This window comes from Sediminicola sp. 1XM1-17 (assembly GCF_037203765.1).
In the GTDB taxonomy this organism is placed as follows: domain Bacteria; phylum Bacteroidota; class Bacteroidia; order Flavobacteriales; family Flavobacteriaceae; genus Sediminicola.
Window position 1 is genome coordinate 113083 of sequence record NZ_JBBCAS010000001.1, and the last position, 17838, is coordinate 130920.

The 17838-nt window shown below is 42.8% G+C and carries 21 protein-coding genes; 12 read left to right on the plus strand and 9 right to left on the minus strand.

What is annotated here, in order from left to right; translation table 11 throughout:
- Positions 1–180 precede the first annotated feature (180 nt).
- Together WAA86_RS00545 and WAA86_RS00550 are read left to right on the plus strand one after the other, a co-directional pair.
- Positions 181–1149 carry a Na/Pi cotransporter family protein gene (locus WAA86_RS00545; RefSeq protein ID WP_337299013.1) on the plus strand — a complete coding sequence of 323 codons (969 nt, stop codon included), beginning with the start codon at positions 181–183 and terminating at the stop codon, positions 1147–1149.
- Positions 1150–1151: 2 nt separating this feature from the next.
- Entirely contained in the window at positions 1152–1742 is a 591-nt protein-coding gene (locus WAA86_RS00550; protein ID WP_337299014.1) for a DUF1697 domain-containing protein, read from the plus strand.
- 48 nt (positions 1743–1790) lie between these two features.
- Here the strand turns inward: WAA86_RS00550 and WAA86_RS00555 are convergent, their stop codons facing one another.
- Positions 1791–1919 carry a hypothetical protein gene (locus WAA86_RS00555; RefSeq protein WP_337299015.1) on the minus strand — a complete coding sequence of 43 codons (129 nt, stop codon included), beginning with the start codon at positions 1917–1919 and terminating at the stop codon, positions 1791–1793.
- A 121-nt stretch (positions 1920–2040) separates the two neighbouring features.
- Between WAA86_RS00555 and WAA86_RS00560 the strand changes: the two genes are divergently transcribed.
- The 8 genes from WAA86_RS00560 (at position 2041) to WAA86_RS00595 (ending at position 7832) form a co-directional block, all read left to right on the plus strand.
- Positions 2041–2325, plus strand: a complete 285-nt coding sequence (locus WAA86_RS00560) for a hypothetical protein (RefSeq protein WP_337299016.1) — start codon at positions 2041–2043, stop codon at positions 2323–2325.
- 78 nt (positions 2326–2403) lie between these two features.
- Complete coding sequence (locus tag WAA86_RS00565) at positions 2404–2832, plus strand: putative quinol monooxygenase (protein ID WP_337299017.1); 429 nt, start codon at positions 2404–2406, stop codon at positions 2830–2832.
- Between the two features lie 5 nt (positions 2833–2837).
- The gene (locus tag WAA86_RS00570; protein ID WP_337299018.1) at positions 2838–3281 is read left to right on the plus strand and encodes a DUF1801 domain-containing protein; all 444 of its coding nucleotides are present in this window, start codon (positions 2838–2840) and stop codon (positions 3279–3281) included.
- A 353-nt stretch (positions 3282–3634) separates the two neighbouring features.
- The gene (kaiC, locus tag WAA86_RS00575; protein ID WP_337299019.1) at positions 3635–5062 is read left to right on the plus strand and encodes a circadian clock protein KaiC; all 1428 of its coding nucleotides are present in this window, start codon (positions 3635–3637) and stop codon (positions 5060–5062) included.
- 43 nt (positions 5063–5105) lie between these two features.
- Positions 5106–5405, plus strand: coding sequence for a circadian clock KaiB family protein (locus WAA86_RS00580; RefSeq protein ID WP_337299020.1), 300 nt, complete (start codon positions 5106–5108; stop codon positions 5403–5405).
- 4 nt (positions 5406–5409) lie between these two features.
- Complete coding sequence (locus WAA86_RS00585; RefSeq protein ID WP_337299021.1) at positions 5410–5721, plus strand: circadian clock KaiB family protein; 312 nt, start codon at positions 5410–5412, stop codon at positions 5719–5721.
- Between the two features lie 2 nt (positions 5722–5723).
- Positions 5724–7010 carry a PAS domain-containing sensor histidine kinase gene (locus WAA86_RS00590; protein WP_337299022.1) on the plus strand — a complete coding sequence of 429 codons (1287 nt, stop codon included), beginning with the start codon at positions 5724–5726 and terminating at the stop codon, positions 7008–7010.
- Positions 7011–7475: 465 nt separating this feature from the next.
- Positions 7476–7832, plus strand: coding sequence for a bleomycin resistance protein (locus WAA86_RS00595; RefSeq protein WP_337299023.1), 357 nt, complete (start codon positions 7476–7478; stop codon positions 7830–7832).
- Positions 7833–7913: 81 nt separating this feature from the next.
- On the opposite strand, the gene WAA86_RS00600 is transcribed toward WAA86_RS00595, so the two are convergent.
- A complete protein-coding gene (locus tag WAA86_RS00600; protein ID WP_337299024.1) occupies positions 7914–8441 on the minus strand; it encodes a DUF4494 domain-containing protein in 528 nt (175 codons plus the stop codon).
- 230 nt (positions 8442–8671) lie between these two features.
- On the opposite strand from WAA86_RS00600, the gene WAA86_RS00605 reads away from it, so the two are divergent.
- Positions 8672–9775, plus strand: coding sequence for a Gfo/Idh/MocA family protein (locus WAA86_RS00605; protein WP_337299025.1), 1104 nt, complete (start codon positions 8672–8674; stop codon positions 9773–9775).
- 68 nt (positions 9776–9843) lie between these two features.
- Positions 9844–10338 carry a regulatory protein RecX gene (locus WAA86_RS00610; protein ID WP_443217560.1) on the plus strand — a complete coding sequence of 165 codons (495 nt, stop codon included), beginning with the start codon at positions 9844–9846 and terminating at the stop codon, positions 10336–10338.
- A gap of 54 nt (positions 10339–10392) precedes the next feature.
- Here WAA86_RS00610 and WAA86_RS00615 read toward each other — a convergent pair whose 3' ends face one another.
- The 7 genes from WAA86_RS00615 to bioA all read right to left on the minus strand — a co-directional run bounded on the left by WAA86_RS00615 (position 10393) and on the right by bioA (position 17812).
- Positions 10393–10887 (minus strand): DUF6646 family protein, encoded by a 495-nt coding sequence (locus tag WAA86_RS00615; protein WP_337299026.1) that lies wholly within the window; start codon positions 10885–10887, stop codon positions 10393–10395.
- Positions 10888–10955: 68 nt separating this feature from the next.
- Positions 10956–11819 carry a cupin-like domain-containing protein gene (locus WAA86_RS00620; protein ID WP_337299027.1) on the minus strand — a complete coding sequence of 288 codons (864 nt, stop codon included), beginning with the start codon at positions 11817–11819 and terminating at the stop codon, positions 10956–10958.
- Positions 11820–11883: 64 nt separating this feature from the next.
- On the minus strand, positions 11884–12978 hold the full coding sequence (bioB, locus tag WAA86_RS00625) for a biotin synthase BioB (RefSeq protein WP_337299028.1): 1095 nt from the start codon (positions 12976–12978) through the stop codon (positions 11884–11886).
- Between the two features lie 314 nt (positions 12979–13292).
- Positions 13293–14723, minus strand: a complete 1431-nt coding sequence (locus WAA86_RS00630; RefSeq protein WP_337299029.1) for a flotillin family protein — start codon at positions 14721–14723, stop codon at positions 13293–13295.
- Positions 14724–14726: 3 nt separating this feature from the next.
- Positions 14727–15305, minus strand: a complete 579-nt coding sequence (locus WAA86_RS00635; protein ID WP_337299030.1) for a hypothetical protein — start codon at positions 15303–15305, stop codon at positions 14727–14729.
- Between the two features lie 69 nt (positions 15306–15374).
- Positions 15375–16529, minus strand: a complete 1155-nt coding sequence (locus WAA86_RS00640) for a beta-ketoacyl synthase N-terminal-like domain-containing protein (protein ID WP_337299031.1) — start codon at positions 16527–16529, stop codon at positions 15375–15377.
- Positions 16530–16543: 14 nt separating this feature from the next.
- Positions 16544–17812 (minus strand): adenosylmethionine--8-amino-7-oxononanoate transaminase, encoded by a 1269-nt coding sequence (gene bioA / locus WAA86_RS00645; protein ID WP_337299032.1) that lies wholly within the window; start codon positions 17810–17812, stop codon positions 16544–16546.
- Positions 17813–17838: the final 26 nt, after the last annotated feature.

A 17838-nucleotide genomic window follows, 5' to 3' on the forward strand; every position in this document is an offset into this window, starting at 1 on the left:
GGGTCGCTTTTTTTGTTGCACCTTTTCATGGGCCCCTATTTTCTTTTGGCCAATTTTACCCAATTTGTATTGTTTTTTGTATATCCCTCTAATTCATAAAGCTTTTTGATACCTTAGAGCAAAATAATACCGGTTGTAAAGGCAACCATATTGCGCCGCAACCATAGTATTTGCACCTACATGGGAGAAATAGCACCTTTACTTCTAGGAGGCCTCATTTTGTTCCTCTATGCCATCACCCAACTTTCTGCAGTGATGCAGGGCATATTTTCAACAAAGGCCAAATTTGTTATTGAAAAGTATACCAAGAACATATTTTCCGCTATTGCTGTTGGTACCGTGCTCACCATCCTGCTAGATTCGTCATCTGCGGTCATCATTCTGACCATTGTTTTAATCAATTCAAAGGTGCTCAGCTTCAAACAGGCCATAGGAATCATTATGGGAGCCAATATCGGGACCACCATATCCAGTCAGATCATTGCCATGGATATTGCAAAATATGCTATTATACCTTTAGCTCTTGGATTGATTTTTGAAGTCTTTGCCACGAAAGAAAGGACCAAGAACATCGGACAAATTTTACTGTTTGGCGGCATGTTGTTCTTTGGGCTATACCTTATGAGCGAATCTGTTAGTTCCCTTAACAATAGCGACCTCTTTAAGGAATGGATGGCCAAAGTAAACAACAATTATATTCAAGGTACTTTGGTCGGTGGACTTATCACCCTGATTATCCAGTCCTCCAGCGGCACTGTGGGCATGGCCATTGTTCTGGGAAAACAAAACCTTATTACCGTTGCCGGTGGAATTGCCATTATGCTGGGCACAGAACTAGGTACCTGTGCGGATACCTTGTTGGCAACGATCAAGGGCAATAGGCAGGCCATAAAGGCAGGCCTGTTCCATCTTTTGTTCAATCTTTTGACCATAGTCACTGGTCTGGTTTTCTTTCTCCCTTTTGTGGATCTAGTACAGCTAGTATCCTTCGAGCAAGATATTGGAACCCAAATTGCAAATGCCCATGTACTTTTCAATGTATTGGGTGTTGTTCTTTTTCTGCCCTTTGTTGGTTGGATGGAAAAACTTTTAAATAGGGTGCTCCCCGATCAGAATTTAAAGTCAAATAGCCCCCCGAAACATCCCTAACCATGGAAAGCAATACAACTATTATGAAATCGGATCTACAGACTTATGTTGCTTTTCTACGAGGAATCAATGTTGGTGGCCACCATAAGGTTCCCATGGTGGAACTCAAATCCCAATTGCATAAATTGGGTCTCAAAAACATAGCAACCCTATTGAATTCAGGGAACATTATATTCCAAAGTTCCGATGAGGATATTCTGGGTCTGGAGCATAGGATTTCGACACATTTGGAAAAAACATTCGGATTCCCAATACCTATCATCCTGCGACCGTCGGGAACCATCACAGACTTGTTGCTACACGACCCTTTTGCTTTAGAGGAACACACCAAGGACATCCGTTTATTTGTTTCCTTTTTGAAAAAAGATAATGGTTCGCATATAAAACTTCCCTATGTACACCCCGATCTGTCATTCACGATTATCCATAAAAGGGATCTTACCATTTTCAGTATATTGGACCTCAGCAAATCCAAAACGCCAAAAGCCATGGAAGCCTTAGAACGACTTTTTGGCAAGGAGATCACTACCCGAAACTGGAATACCATCCAACGAATTGGAAAAAAGTTGTCCACAGGTGACAATTGGCAATAATTGAACATCTTGGAATCATCAATTTTTTTTCTGATGAAAACTAATTGGTTAAAAATCATTTTGACCTGTATCTCCATTGTTCTTGCTGGATATTTTGTTGGAAACATGCATAAAACAGCTATATTCTGCAGTAGTGCTATATCTCCAATCCCCATCGGCACAAGAGGTACTTACCATGGATAGACCCATTGCCCCACAAAGGAGATCTCTTTTAGAATTTTCAATTTTGTCAAGTTCCTAAAAATGAGTAATTTGTAGTGTGCACCTTTATTTTAAGGCTTTCTAAATCTAGACGATCATGGAAATTAAAAGAGTAAACCTGTATCTGATTACAGTAGCGAGCATACTACTTATTCCCTTATTGGCAATGCAGTTCACGGAGCAGGTTGATTGGACGCTTTCCGATTTTATAGTGGCCGGGGCCCTGTTGTTGGGCACCAGTTTTCTCATTGAAATAGTATTGAGAAAGGTGACATCAAAAAAATATCGGATCGCTCTATGTGCCGTGCTGCTCCTAGGCCTTCTGCTCATTTGGGCTGAGCTTGCCGTGGGAGTCTTCCACTCTCCTTTGGCCGGACAATAATCCTTAACCCATGAATCACCTCCTGAAGAACCCTCCGAAAACGGCCTATTTTTGAACTTTCCCTAAAAACATCGCGCTATGAAATATCTAAGATTAGGATCATTGGCTCTCCTCATTATAATTCTTGGCACTTCATGCACCAAAAAAGACCAATCCAAAGAAGCATTCAGTTCAAAGGATCTGATGATCAGGATGGCAGAAATTGAGATACATCCAGAGTTTCTTAATCAGTATTTGGTCATTCTAAAGGAAGAATCGGAAGCATCGGTCAGATTGGAGGAAGGGGTAATCGCTATTTATCCCATGTTCCAAAAAGAGAACCCGAATGAAATCAGGATTTTGGAAATTTACACCAACAAAGAAGGTTACCAAAAGCATTTGCAGACCCCACACTTCAAAAAGTACAAGACATCAACCTCAAATATGGTCAAAACCTTGAAATTGATAGAAATGGATGCTGTAGACGAAACATCCATGCCCAAAATTTTTTATAAATTAAAGGACTGATCTTTTTGGAATCATCGCTATTGAAAGAGCTTTATATACATACCGACCCCAAAGTGCATACCGTATTTGAGCAGTATCCGAAAGTAATCCGCAAGAAATTGATGCACCTGAGAAGCATTATTATTGAAACTGCCATGGACATGGAAAAAGTGACCCGCATAGATGAAACGTTAAAATGGGGTGAACCGAGCTATCTTGTTGGAAAGGGAAGTACCCTGCGAATCTGCTGGAAGCCAAAAACCCCATCCCAGAATGCGGTATACTTTAAATGCACGAGTGCTTTGGTCCCTACTTTCAAAAAGTTATATGACGATATATTTACTTTTGAAGGCAACAGAGCCATTACTTTTCAAATGGAAGAAAAGATTCCCATACCCGAATTAAAAAATTGTATCCGTGCCACCTTACGATATCACTTGGTGAAAAATCTGCCCACCTTGGGCATATGAAAATGATACTCCTAGCCATTGGAGAATTTAAGCCGCCCTTTGCAAATGCTTTAAGACATAGGCCACGGTGCATCCCTTTTTTGATTCAAAACTCAACTTATTATTGCCTATCGGCAACAATCACTTACCAGTCTACCATATGAGGCAAAAAATATACGGATTCAGCAACTTACAGTACCCTGATTATGGTGAATTTTGTAGAAATAAAAAATATATTACAATCTCAAATAAATAACATTGTAGTAGTAACGGAAGGAAGCAGAGATTGATAATCTTCTTGTCAACATGGGTCAGTTCATTTAAAATGGATAAAAGATAATTCACCTTGGCTACTTTTATTAGCATATATATTAATGAAAACTCAAAACAGACAAATTTTCCCAAAAACTTCATCAGGGATCACGGGACTTGATGAAATTACCAATGGCGGCTATCCTGAAGGCCGTCCAGTATTAATCTGCGGAAGTGCAGGTTGTGGCAAAACAATGTTTGGGGTACAATTTTTGGTAAAGGGCATCATGGACCATGATGAACCCGGTGTTTTGATGAGCTTTGAGGAATCTCGTAGCGATCTGGCAAAAAATGTGCTATCCCTAGGATTTGATCTCGAGCAATTAGTACAGGAAAACAAGTTAAGGATAGACCATGTCAAAATAGAGCGATCAGAGATCGAAGAAACGGGAGAATATGATTTGGACGGCCTTTTTATTCGCTTAAATCATGCGATAGATTCCATTGGCGCCAAAAGGGTAGTGCTGGACACAATTGAATCCCTTTTTGGTGGGGTCGAGAATTTAGGCCTATTAAGATCTGAGATCAGACGTCTCTTTAGTTGGTTAAAGGAAAAAGGCGTTACAACGATCATAACGGGAGAAAGGGGCGGAAAGACGCTTACCCGACAGGGACTGGAAGAATATGTTTCCGATTGCGTTATTCTACTCGATTTTCGTGTTATCGATCAGATCGCAACACGCAGACTTCGAATAGTCAAATATCGTGGTTCTACACACGGCACAAATGAATATCCATTTTTAATTGATGAAAATGGCATTTCCGTAATTCCAATTACCTCGCTAAAATTAGATTATAGATCTTCCACCGATATAGTATCCACAGGGATAGCAGACTTGGACAATTTATTTTCAAAAAAAGGGATTTATAAGGGCAGTAGTGTTTTAATTAGTGGAACCGCGGGTACCTCCAAGACCATACTGGCCTCTTGTTTTGCCATTGCGAGCTGTAAACGCAAAGAAAAAGTCCTCTTCTTCTCTTTTGAGGAATCGGTCAACCAACTGATCCGGAACATGGCCACCATTGGCATGGACATGGAACCCTATTTAGATGATGGCTCGCTGACCATACATGCCTCCAGACCATCCTTACAGGGCTTGGAAATGCATTTATTGGTGTTACACAAATTGTTGAAGGACATTAAACCGAATACCGTTGTCATTGACCCAATCAGCAGCTTGATAAGTGTTGGCAACAGCAGCGAAGTCAGATCCATGTTGGTCAGGCTAATCGATGTTCTAAAAATGAACGAGATCAATGCCATACTTACCTCATTGACCTCAGAAGCAGGCAATAATCTAAAGGACGACACCATCGAGGTAGTTTCATCCTTGGCCGACACTTGGATCGATGTAAAAAACACCCCGCATGAAGGACGTCGCAAACGAAGCCTCAATATCATCAAATCAAGAGGAATGGGTCATTACAATGATCCCATGGAATTTGAAATAAAGGACCAAGGCATCGTATTTGATCAACAGTATAAGTAAATACGAGACAACCAGACAAACTCTTAAATTAGTTACAGTTGTGATGAAAAATGAAGAAACATGGGAATTGAGGTTATATATTGCTGGGCAAACCCCTAAATCAGTTCTCGCATTAGGTAATATTACCAACTATTGCAATGAATACTTGTCCGGAAAGTATTCCATAGAGGTCATTGACCTTTTGAAAAGTCCGCAGTTGGCAGAAGGTGACCAAATATTTGCGATCCCCACCCTGGTACGCAAATTCCCGCAACCTTTGAGAAAAATAATAGGCGATCTATCCAACAAGGAAAAAGTATTGGTGGGTTTGAACATTCGGGTTCTAAAAAGTGGCAAAGATTGAGATTATGCAAAAAAACCTCAGTGAACAATCCAATTCTAAAGAAAAACTGATCCTACAACTGTATGTATCTGGAATGTCGTCCAAATCCATGCAGGCTATTAGGAATATCAAACAGATCTGTGTGGAATTATCAAAAGCTGAGTATACCCTGGAAATAGTCGATATTTACAAAAATCCCGAATTGGCGGCAAAGCACCATATCGTTTTCAGCCCTTCCTTGATCAAACAAAAACCTTTGCCCAGAAGAATGCTCATTGGAACGCTAGCGGACCGGGATATGGTCTTAAAAGCTCTAGGAATCACCCCTAAAGAATAGCAATGAAAAATGATTCAAAAGAAGCAATGCAGTATCGCATCAAAGAACTGGAGGAGCGGCTCGAAGAATCAGAGCAGCTTATTAATGCCATAAAATCCGGAGAAGTTGATGCCTTTGCTATTAACAACAATGACCAATCGGAGATTTACACGTTACAAAGTGGCGATTACGCCTATCGGGTCCTGATCGAGGAATTTGAGGAAGGAGCCTTAAATGTAAACGAAGAGGGCCTTATTGTATATACAAATCCCTATTTCTGTAAATTGATCAACAAGTCCTATGACCGGGTAATTGGCTCTAAACTTACCGATTTCATCCATGGGGATTCTTTAGAAACCTTTTTTGAACTGTTCCAAAAATCATTGACGGCGGGATGCAAAGGAGAGATCAACCTAATTGGCAAAAACGGGCCAATTCCGGTATATGTCTCTTTAACGTCTCTCCAGCCCAAACTTCCCACAGTAGGGATCATCATTACCGACTATACCGATAAGAAAAAAACGGAAAATGTAATCTTGAAATATCAGGCGCATTTAGAGAGCAACAACCACGAGCTTAAAGTAAATAACGAGGAGCTTGCATCCTTTGTGTACGTTGCCTCTCACGATTTACAGGAACCCTTGCGAAAAATCCAGATGTTTGCTTCCAGGATTACAGATCATGAATTTGAGACCCTCTCCCAATCTGTACAACAATACGTTGGTAAAATGCAACTGGCCGCAGAGCGAATGCAGACCCTCATCAAAGATTTACTGACCTATGCACATACCAACAAACCAGATTATACCTTCAGCAATCATTCCCTGAGAGAAGTTGTAGAGGAGGTAAAAAGCGAACTAAAGGAAGAAATCATAAGTAGTGGAGCCCATATAGCATGTTTGGAAATGTGCGATGCAGACATCATTCAATTTCAATTTAAACAGCTGCTAATCAATCTAATATCCAATTCCATTAAATTCTCCCAACCGGACAAAGCTCCCCATATCCAAATCCAAAGTAGGAAAGTCTTGGCACACGAAATTGAAGAGACAAGCAAGGTGTCCTTAAGTGGTGACTATTGTCATTTTCGAATATCCGACAATGGAATCGGTTTTGAACAACAGTACAGCGAACAGATTTTTGAAGTGTTTAAACGTCTGCACAATCAATCCGAGTATCCTGGAACCGGGATTGGCCTGGCCATTGTAAAAAAGATTGTCAACAACCACGATGGCATCATTAGCGCCAGTTCATCACCGAACATAGGCACTACCTATGACATATCTTTTCCCTACCGCACGCACAAATAAGCTTAGGTCCATTGAAGGAGCAAAAATCCAAATACTTCAATCTCTATCTTCTAGTACTCCCTTGGCATTGTCATTTTTACGCCACCCCTGCCGGACAGCTTGAATTTGAGCAGCAATGGTAACCCTACAACCATGGGATAGGATCCGTCCCATTTCCGCTAGACCAACCAATACCCTATGACCTGATTGCTCAATTGGTGAAATTCTAGGCCCAGGAGAATAAAAAATAACATCCAATCGATTTCTCTAAATGAGGTAGATCAAAGGACAGCCCACTATATTTCAAAACCCTATGGAAATATTTTCTACCTTCAGAGGAACAAATCTGATCTCAATGATCACTATGTTCCAAACAAATATCCCATGAAAAATGGTAATGTACAGCGTAATTGTGACAGGTTGCATCCTTTCCTTCGGCGTTGATGACCGCTATGACATTGCAGATAAACGAAATGTAAAGAAGCTATGCTGAACCAAATACATCCGAAATTACCGATGCGCAACAAAGCGGTTACGCGGGAGTACTACACAAGTCAGTTGGGGTTCCATGAATTTGGAAGTGCTGATTATGATGAATATTTGATGATGGAGAAAGACAACATCCAGGTCCATTTCTTTTTATTTCAGGAGCTCGACCCAAAAGAAAACTATGGACAAGTCTATATCAGAACCGATAATATTGATGAATTTTATCAGTCCTTGGTGGCTAAAAAGACCAGCATCCACCCCAATGGACCCTTAGAAACAAAGCCATGGGGACAAAAAGAATTTTCAGTGCTCGACCCCGACAATAACCTTTTAACCTTTGGTCAAAGCATGTAAAAAAAGAAAGTGCGCCTAAAAAATTTAATTTCATAGGCGCACCATCCTTATAAGAAAGCTTAGTCTTTAACAACACAAGCCCTATTCCACTTCATTTTCCTCCAGGACTTCTTCATTTTCTTCTTCTGAAGTTGCAGATTTTTCTATGACCCTGAATTGCTCCAATTGCTCTTCCTCTCCGGTAAAGTATGGGAATACATCCATAATAGGGGATTCAGTTATGGCCGGGACCGTATAATCTCCCGTAGTACCCTTCATCGCCTCTATGGTATTGTCGTAGGCCTCTTTTAGATCATTGGCCTGTACCAACATATAGATATTGGTCTTGCGTTCCTTACCAGTGTTTTCATCAAAAGCGATCAATGCCACTTTGGACTTAAACCAGCGATCCGAATTCTCCACCGGATGCACTTCCGAAAAATTGGCCACTTTAATATTGGTGATCAAGAACTCCTCACTCGTAAGGGTTGCCATCTCTTCATTAATTCTGGCTTCCGCCTCCGTATAGGAAATAGCATCCAAAAGGTATGTTTCTGTAGTAACTTTTTGTTCTCCAGTTTCTTGTACTTTTCTGTATTTTACTTTGCACTCGTACCAGGTTACGCTCATGTTTTTTTATTTAGGATGCCAAATATAACAGTTAAAAGAGGCCTTCTGGAAAATCTGCCTAATAGATATCCACAAATTGTTTTTTGTTCAACTCTTGAGATTCTACCACACCAAACAACACTATATTAATTCAATTCAATATCTTAGATTGGGTCAAAACAACCATAGGGAAATGTTCCAAAATTCTTTGACCAAGTAAAACATAAAAGCCATTTCATCAAGATTTTCATATGACCTTAAAGCAATCCACCTTCATTCTATTTCTTATTATGGCCTTTTGGGGAAGGGCCCAAAAACAGCCCATGAAAATTGGGGTGGTAGGACTCACCCATACCCATGTACATTGGATCTTTGACAGTGAAAAAAGCAAGGATTTTACCATTGTAGGAATTGTAGAAACCGATAAAGAATTGGCTATGCGCTATTCCAAGCAGCACGGTTTTTCAATGCGTATGGTCTACGACACCATGGAAGAAATGTTTGCCGCCACGCAGCCCGAAGCAGTGACCGCTTTTGGAACCATTTATGAACATTTGGAAGTAGTGGAAAAAGCAGCACCCAAAGGCATTCATGTTATGGTAGAAAAACCTTTGGCAATAAGTTTGGCACACGCAAAAAAAATGGAGGCCCTCGCCAAAAAACACGATATCCAACTGCTTACCAATTACGAAACCACCTGGTATCCCACCAACCATAAAGCGTATGACCTTGTACAAGCAGGGGTCATTGGGGAACTCAGAAAAGTGATCGTCCGAGATGGCCACCGGGGCCCCAAGAAAATAGGGATCAACAGTGAGTTTCTGGATTGGCTGACCGATCCGGCACAAAATGGCGGAGGGGCCATTACCGACTTTGGGTGCTATGGGGTAAACTTGATGACCTGGTTGATGGAGGGCAAAAAACCCATTTCAGTAACCGCCGTAACCCAACAACTTCAAGCAGAAAACAACCCCCAAGTAGATGACGATGCCACCATTCTCCTGAAGTACGATACGGCCAATGCCGTCGTCCAGCCGTCTTGGAATTGGCCCATAGGAAGAAAGGATATGGAGGTTTACGGGCTAAATGGGGTCATTTATGCCGACAATCGCCATGAGTTGCGCCTCCGTATTACTGAAGGGTACGATGGTTATCAGGAAGAATCGTTTTCCCTGGAAGAAAGACCTTCCCCCTATAACGATCCGTTTTCCTTATTGGTGGCGGTGATCAGAAAGGAAGTTACCCTTGCACCCTACGATCTTTCATCCTTGGAGAACAACATGATCGTCATGGAAATATTGGAGGCCGCGATCCAAAGCGCCAAGGCCCAAAAAACCATTCAGCTTAAAAATTAATACCATTATAACACCTACTTCTATAAACCCTTTGCCATTTCTTTAAATGGGCTTAGCTTTGGGACCGTATGAAGTACAGCGGCCATATGGATTTCTCTCGTCCCACATACACCCTCGATGAGGCCACCAGAAAACTGGAAGGCTATTGCGCCTATCAGGAGCGGTGCCATAAGGAGGTGGTGCAAAAATTGCGGGATATGCGCATGATCCCAGACGCTATAGACCAGATTGTAGTGCATCTTATAGACCACAACTTTTTAAACGAGGAACGCTTTGCCATGAGTTATGCCAGGGGCAAGTTCCATATTAAAAAATGGGGCCGCAATAGGATCACACAAGAACTGAAACTACGGGAAATCTCAAAATACAATATAAAAAAAGCCTTGACCCAATTGGATACCCCTGCCTATTTGGACACCTTGGATGCCCTGGCCAAAAAAAGATTGGGGGCCATAAGGGAGACCAATATCCAGAAAAGAAGAAAAAAACTCGCCGATTACCTTTTGTACCGCGGTTGGGAAAGCCACTTGGTATACGACAAGATCACCGAGCTCATTAAATAAAAAACGCTTCCTTTCAAAAGAAAAGAAGCGCTCCAATGTTATCAATATTATTTCCTATAAGTTGAAGGAAGCCCCAATACTGAACACGAACTGGTTGTTCAATTCTTCAGCTGCAGTCAGGTCGCTATTGTCATACTTGGCCAAAGGCACGGCAAATTCCATGAATATTCCAAAACCATCCGTAAAAAAGTACCTAGTACCCAAATGACCACCAAAGTTCCGCAAGCCCAAGCTCAGACCTGGATAGATATCCACTTGGTCCCCCAATTGGAAAACACTGCCCAAGTTGGCATTGAACCTTGCCCTTACATCCACCCTATCGTCAAAATCCGCATTGATGGTTTCCTCTACGCCCAAAATATAGGTAGCAGTGAATCCTACCGAAAAATTTTCTCCAAGTCCTGTATCATAGGTGGTGACAATTCCCGTTCCGTTGTCCTGGAAATTGGCCCCTACCTGGAACTTGGAATCCCCCTTGCCCTCAAAGGCCTGGGCATTCGCGAATGTAGTTCCCAAAACAAATGTCAATAAAACTATTACTTTTTTCATGTTACTCAATTTAGTGTTGGTCTATAATAAATTACGTTGTAAATGTATATAATTCCATGAAACATGCACTATCCAACCAGTTTGTTTGTGCGTTTTATGGCCTGTTCATTTTTCCAATCGATCCATTCCTGCCCTTTTAATTTGCGCATGAACTGATCGTAATACCGCATAATGAGCACATTGTAAAAAGCAATGCCCAAATTCTTTGGGTTTCGGGCAATGGCCCGCAAACTCATAGAAAACCCTGGGGTAATATACCGCATATAATGCCAATACCCCTCTGGCATATACAATACCTCTCCATGCTGTAAATGGGTCTTATAGCCCTTGGCATTTCTCAATGCCGGCCATTGGTTCAGGTCCGGATTGGAAAAATCGATACTCTCATGTGTGATCAACGCATGGGGCACCTTGTACAAATATCTGTTCTCCGATTGTGGAAAGAGGATAATTTCTTTTTTTCCCTCAAAATGAAAATGAAAAATATTGGCCAGATCTATGTCGTAATGCATGAACGTGGAGGAATTCTCCCCACCAAAAAATAACATGGGCAGCCCTTTCATCAATCGCAGTCCAAAATCGGGGAAGGCAAAATCGCGCTGTAGCTCCGGTACCTCCTTCAGTACGTTCCATAAAAAGATCCTAAACTTGGTAGGTTCACTCTTGAGGAGGTCTATATAATCGGCCATCTGCATTTTCGCATGGGGCTCGTTAAAACCGTCCCTATGGTCCACCGGCCTATCATCGTACAAGGGCACCGTTTTATGGCCTGCCACCTGCTTCATATATTCCAGGTTCCATTTGGAGTAGGCGGGCCACTCCTCAATAAACCGCTCTATGACAACCGGTTTTTGTGGCTTAAAATACTGCTCTATAAAATCTTCCTTGGTAATGGTCTTTACCCGGGGTATATCCTGTAAATTCAAACGCAAAAGATTGACTTAAACTTCTAAATTTAATTCCCCAACCGAGTCCCCAATAAAGGGGCACAAAGGTCTATTCCGAAAGTTTTGCCTTCTGCTTGGCGCTTTCGTTACGTTCAATAGTGTGTCCAGGTCTGCTCCACTTTGGTTTTTCCCCCAAAGGTTGGAATTTGGAATCCTGTGCCTCCACCGTTTTTGGCTGGGACACTTTGGTAAATGGTTTCTGTGGGTTCAGTCCCAACAGTTTGAACATTTCCATATCCTGGTTCACATCAGGGTTTGGGGTTGTCAATAATTTATCACCGGCAAAAATAGAATTTGCTCCGGCAAAGAAACACATCGCCTGTCCTTCCCTACTCATCTCCGTACGTCCTGCAGATAGCCTTACTTGTGTTTCTGGCATAACAATACGGGTAGTTGCCACCATACGGATCATTTCCCAAATAGAAATAGGCTCTATATCTTCCATGGGCGTACCAGGAACGGCTACCAAAGCATTGATCGGCACCGATTCTGGCTGTGGGTCCAACGTGGCCAAAGCAACCAACATGCCTGCCCTGTCCTCAATCTTCTCTCCCATTCCAATAATACCCCCGCTACAAACGGTCACATTGCTTTTTCTAACATTTCCTATAGTGTCCAATCGGTCCTTAAAGGCCCTAGTGGAGATCACATCCTTGTAATAATCCTCGGACGTATCCAAATTATGGTTGTACGCGTACAAACCGGCCTCCGCCAAACGCTGTGCCTGGTTTTCGGTCAACATCCCCAACGTACAACAAACCTCCATATCCAATTTATTGATGGTTCGTACCATCTCCAGTACATTATCAAACTCCGGTCCGTCCTTCACATTACGCCATGCGGCTCCCATACACACCCTGGAACTCCCGGATGATTTTGCACGCAAGGCCTGGGCCTTTACCTGCTGAACCGACATCAGATCATTGCCCTCCACATTGGTATGGTAGCGCGCCGCTTGTGGACAGTACCCACAATCTTCGGGACATCCTCCAGTTTTGATGGACAACAGGGTAGATACCTGAACGGTATTTGGGTCGTGGAACTTACGATGTACCGTTGCCGCCTCGTACAGCAATTCCATCAAGGGTTTATTATAAATTTCAAGTATAGCTTCTTTGGTCCAGTTATGCTTAATTTCGCTCATAAATATATGTTGTCTGGGGCTTACCGCTATGATTCTCCGATAGATCCTAATCCATACAGGTTTTCACAATAGCGGCCGGGCTGTCCACTGTATCTTTTCTTTTATGTGCCCTATAGCGGATGTAATCCTTAGCATAAAAAGAAAAGGATGTCGTTACCATCCCTAAGCCAAAAGTTCAATTTAAAAATCAAAAATAGCCTATTTACAAATCATATCCCAATAAAGAATTCCGATAATGTGGGGTCCTGATGTTAAAAAGCCCATGGATCACTAGGATTCCACAGGCTTTTAAAAATTAAACTAGATTCTTGGCGCTACGTATTATCTCCCGTGGAACTGTCTTTTTTAGATGTGGTTTCACCTTCTTCAGCGTCCAGTTCCTTCCCTTTTAAATATTCGGGCAATTGCATCCCTGCCATATTGAACATTTCCTGTAATGGGGGCACGGATTTGTACATCCCCGAGATAAAATTGGCGGTAGAACCTTTGCCATCGGCAGTTTTGGCCCCGGAATCCCACACTGTTACCTTGTCTATCTTGATATTTTTGATGGCCTCGGCCTGTATTTTTACCAATTCGGGCAACTTATCGGCTACCAATAACAAAACAGCATCCTTGGGATTGTTCCCCGCTGCCTTTACAATTTCGTCTAGACCCTGTGCCTGTTTGGTCAATACTTCAAAGAGACCTTGGGCTTCTGCCTGAGCTTTGAATAGGATGGCATCGGCCTCCCCCTTGGCCCTTCTTCGGATGCGTTCGGCTTCGGCCTCTGCATCGATCTCTACCTTTTTCTTGTCTATTTCCGCAGGAACAATAATATCGGCCATTTGAGAACTGCGCTCCCTGTCTGCCCTAGCCAGTTCCGCATCTTTTTCAGCCGCATAGGACTCTTCCAAGGCTTTGGCCGACTGTACCTTTTCGGCCGCAATGGCCGTACGTTCGGCCTCTGCCTCTCGCTGTCTACGTAAGGAATCCGAATTTGCTACATTGATCTTGGCCACGTTTTCCCCTTCAACCGCCTGTGCGTTGGCGGCAGCTACCTGAGTACGTTCGTCCTGTAGTGCATTGGCCTCCCCAATGGACCCATCCCTGTTTTTTTCAGCAACAGATTTACGTGCCGCATTAATGGCATGGGCCGCAGCCTCTTTACCCAATGCTTCAATATAACCCGATTCGTCAACAATATCCGTGATGTTTACGTTGATCAGTTTTAGACCCACTTTCTTCAATTCCGATTCCACACTCTGTGAAATATTGGTCAGGAATTTGTCCCTATCCGAATTTATTTCTTCAATATCCATGGAGGCCACCACCAAACGCAACTGCCCAAAAATAATCTCCTTGGCAAGGTCCTGCACTTCCTGCATCCCTTGGCCTAAAAGTCGCTCTGCGGCATTCTGCATAATCCCAGGCTCCGTAGAAATACCTATGGTAAATCGCGAGGGCACGTTTACCCTAATATTCTGCTTACTCAGGGCGTTCACCAGATTCACCTCAATGGAAATGGGGGTCAGGTCCAAAAACTCATAATCTTGGATTACGGGCCAGATAAAGGCCGCACCACCATGGATACAACGGGCAGAATTACCGGTGCCCACTTTTCCGTAGACCACTAAGATACGGTCAGACGGACACCTCTTATACCGGCGAATAAAGGAGATAATAACAATAAAAAAGAATAAAATGGCAAAGCCGATGGCCAGCAAGGTGGCACTGCCGCCCATTTGTAAGGGTACTGAAAGCATTGGTTATTTATTTAGAAGTTCAACAATTAATATTCCGTTTTTGGTCACGGATTTTACTTTTACAACATCGCCCATGACCAGGTCCCTGGCCTCTTCTGTGAGGGCATCCAATTCGCGGAGGGTCCCTTGGACTTTGATGCTCACCTTGCCCATGGAGGATCTTTTGGAACCAATAGTGAGGTATACCTCTCCCACTTGGTGCAAGGCATTTCGCAGTTTTAGAGTTCCGCTGCTCTGAAGTTTGCTCAGGTAATAAAAAAGCGAGGCCATAGCGAACATCATGATCAGGCCGCAGACCAAGGAAATAAGCACGGTCATGGTCTTGGACCACCCCGCATCCAAACATGCAATACCGGACCATCCAAAAATGGTCAAAAAGGCAACGAAGTTTTTTAAGGACAAAAACTGGAAATCAATCCCCGTATCCGCTTCAATTTCGGCATCCACATCCCCACCAAACTCATCTGCATCACTACCGATCAAGGTCAGGAACAAAAGAATCATCAAAACGAAGGAAGAGATAATTGCTACGACCCAGTAAATTTTTTCAAAAATGGACAAACTTTCAAACCACAGTTCCATAAATCTTACAAGTTTTGGTTAAAAACAGGTAAGATAGAATATTTTCACAAAGTATAGAGAAAATTTTTCTTAGCGCGATAGAAGAACGGATACGGCATTTCCACCAAAACCAACGGCATTGACCATGACCTTGTTGATTTTTTGAAGTCTAGGCTCCTGTTGCAAATACGGCACCCCAATATATTCTTGTTGCCGCAACATCATAATGGCAAGTTCCATACTCAACATCCCCGATGCCCCGAACGTATGTCCGATCTTCCATTTATTAGTTGTAAGAAGAGGAGTTTTGTTACGGAATATCTTCGATATTGCATTTTTCTCTGACCAGTCGCCCTTCACAGTACCAGGAGCATGCATCACAATGACATCCACCTCATCCGGATTCGTATCACCCAAGGCCATTTGCATGGACCGCTGGAAACATTCGGCCTCCGTAGAAATGGAAATATTATGTTGTAAAACTTCCGTGGCATACCCTATGCCCGCTATTACGGCCAGAGCATTGTCCTTTCTCCCCTGTTCCATACAGATCATGGAAGCACCTTCGCCCAAGACCATGGTGTTCACCTTCTTGTCCAGATCCAAAGCCCTACAGGGGTATTCCGACTCTTCTCTGGAGTAAATTTTCAAGGCTTTCATCTGGGCAATGGTAAAAGGCGTCAAAGGAGCTTCCGATCCCCCGACCATAAACTTATCTGCCATCCCGCTTTTAATCCAAGCTATACCGTTAAGAACAGAGTGCAGAGCGGTGGAACAGGTAATGGAGTGTGATATTTCTGGACCTTGCGTCTGTAGATCGTGGGCAATCCAGGAAGATATATTCCCCAAGGTGGTGGTTGGAGAGGCCAAAGTGGATGAATTGCCGGTTTGCAAAAATTCTTGATGGTACTTCTCAAAAAGGGCTGTGGCACCTCTTGAAGAACCTACATTCACCCCAAAATTATCCTTCGCGTTCCAACCCGCCATATGCATGGCCTTTCTCGCTGCGAACATGGCATAAAGGACACTGTCATCGAGGCTTTTATATTTTGGATCAGATGCTTTTAATTTTTCAATCTCTTCCTTGGCATGCACTGAAAGTGGAGCAACCCAACTTTTGGCATCCCCTATTTTTTTTTCAATCAGATGGTGGCCGTCCTTTAAGTAATTCTCCCAGGATTCCTCCAGGGAAATTCCCAGGGGAGAAATGGATGCTAAGGCGGTGATGGAAATAGACTGACTCAAAATTGGATGGTATATTAAACGATATCAAAAACACTTTCAATGGCACTGTAAATCTGCTCCAACTGTTCCTCGGAGACAATATAAGGTGCCGTTATGTATATTGTACTGCCCAAAGGTCTTAAAAAGACCCCCTTCTCCATAAAATGCTGCATTAATTTATCCCGTAAATTACCATATCGTTCCGTTTCAATGTTCAGGTCCAAGGCATAAATGATTCCTGTTTGACGGGTCCTGGCCACTTTGGGATGGCTTTTTATACGGGCATCAAAAGCTTGGTGCGACTTCATTATGCGAGCTATGTTGTCCTGTATCTCTTGGGATTGCAAGAGTTCCAGTCCGGCCAGTGCTGCCGTACATGCCAACGGGTTGGCGGTATAGGTGTGGCCGTGGAAAAGCCCTTTTGCAATTTCATCGCTGTAAAAAGCATCGTAAACCGCCTGGGTACAACTGGTTATCGCCATTGGGATAAGGCCTGCCGTCAAAGCCTTGGACATACAGATAACATCTGGTTTTGTTTCAATCTGGTCCGAAGCAAAATGGGTCCCAGTTTTTCCAAAACCTGTCATGACCTCATCGGCAATCGTTATTACGTCATGCTCCTTGAGAATACTTAAAATCTCTCCTAGCCCTTGGGCATCGTGCATTTGCATGGCTGCCGCTCCCTGAACCAAAGGCTCATAGATAAACCCAGCAATATTTCCACTAGCAACATAGGTATTTACTAATGAAATAACCTCCTTTAAATTCTCCTTACTCGGCGGCGGAATGCGCTTTACCTCTATGAAAAAATCCTCGAAAGGGCCGTTATAAACCGATAGTCCGGAAACGGACATCGCCCCAAAGGTATCCCCATGAAAGGCATCTTCAAAAGCCAACAGTACATTTCGCTTCTGCCCTTTATTAAAATGATATTGAAGCGCCATTTTAATTCCAATTTCCGTGGCAGTGGATCCGTTGTCCGAGAAAAAAAGTTTTTCTTGGTTGGAAGGTAATATTTTGATGAGCTCCTCCGATAATTTTACAGCAGGTTCATGGGTGAACCCACTAAAGACCACTTGGTCCAACTGTTGCATCTGCTGATATACCCTTTCCAAAATATAGTCATTGCAATGGCCATAGACGCTGGTATACCAAGAGGAAATACCATCTATGTATTCCTTTCCACTTTCATCAAACAACAAGGCTCCCTTGGCCTTGGTAATCCCCAACATTCTGGGATGCAGCTTGTGCTGTGTCAACGGGTGCCACACATGTTTTGCATCTCTTTCCGAAATATTTTTCAATACTATAAAATTTAAAGAACCGGCTT

Bases quoted from the DNA above. Each gene is read 5' to 3' on its own strand.
- WAA86_RS00635 (WP_337299030.1), bottom strand. From the start codon at position 15,305: ATGGAACTGTGGTTTGAAAGTTTGTCCATTTTTGAAAAAATTTACTGG.
- WAA86_RS00600 (WP_337299024.1), bottom strand. From the start codon at position 8,441: ATGAGCGTAACCTGGTACGAGTGCAAAGTAAAATACAGAAAAGTACAA.
- WAA86_RS00565 (WP_337299017.1), top strand. From the start codon at position 2,404: ATGAAATATCTAAGATTAGGATCATTGGCTCTCCTCATTATAATTCTT.
- WAA86_RS00585 (WP_337299021.1), top strand. From the start codon at position 5,410: ATGCAAAAAAACCTCAGTGAACAATCCAATTCTAAAGAAAAACTGATC.
- WAA86_RS00605 (WP_337299025.1), top strand. From the start codon at position 8,672: ATGACCTTAAAGCAATCCACCTTCATTCTATTTCTTATTATGGCCTTT.
- kaiC (WP_337299019.1), top strand. From the start codon at position 3,635: ATGAAAACTCAAAACAGACAAATTTTCCCAAAAACTTCATCAGGGATC.
- WAA86_RS00615 (WP_337299026.1), bottom strand. From the start codon at position 10,887: ATGAAAAAAGTAATAGTTTTATTGACATTTGTTTTGGGAACTACATTC.
- WAA86_RS00545 (WP_337299013.1), top strand. From the start codon at position 181: ATGGGAGAAATAGCACCTTTACTTCTAGGAGGCCTCATTTTGTTCCTC.
- WAA86_RS00550 (WP_337299014.1), top strand. From the start codon at position 1,152: ATGGAAAGCAATACAACTATTATGAAATCGGATCTACAGACTTATGTT.
- WAA86_RS00555 (WP_337299015.1), bottom strand. From the start codon at position 1,919: ATGGTAAGTACCTCTTGTGCCGATGGGGATTGGAGATATAGCACTACT.
- WAA86_RS00590 (WP_337299022.1), top strand. From the start codon at position 5,724: ATGAAAAATGATTCAAAAGAAGCAATGCAGTATCGCATCAAAGAACTG.
- WAA86_RS00630 (WP_337299029.1), bottom strand. From the start codon at position 14,723: ATGCTTTCAGTACCCTTACAAATGGGCGGCAGTGCCACCTTGCTGGCC.
- WAA86_RS00560 (WP_337299016.1), top strand. From the start codon at position 2,041: ATGGAAATTAAAAGAGTAAACCTGTATCTGATTACAGTAGCGAGCATA.
- bioB (WP_337299028.1), bottom strand. From the start codon at position 12,978: ATGAGCGAAATTAAGCATAACTGGACCAAAGAAGCTATACTTGAAATT.
- WAA86_RS00580 (WP_337299020.1), top strand. From the start codon at position 5,106: ATGAAAAATGAAGAAACATGGGAATTGAGGTTATATATTGCTGGGCAA.
- WAA86_RS00610 (WP_443217560.1), top strand. From the start codon at position 9,844: ATGAAGTACAGCGGCCATATGGATTTCTCTCGTCCCACATACACCCTC.
- WAA86_RS00595 (WP_337299023.1), top strand. From the start codon at position 7,476: ATGCTGAACCAAATACATCCGAAATTACCGATGCGCAACAAAGCGGTT.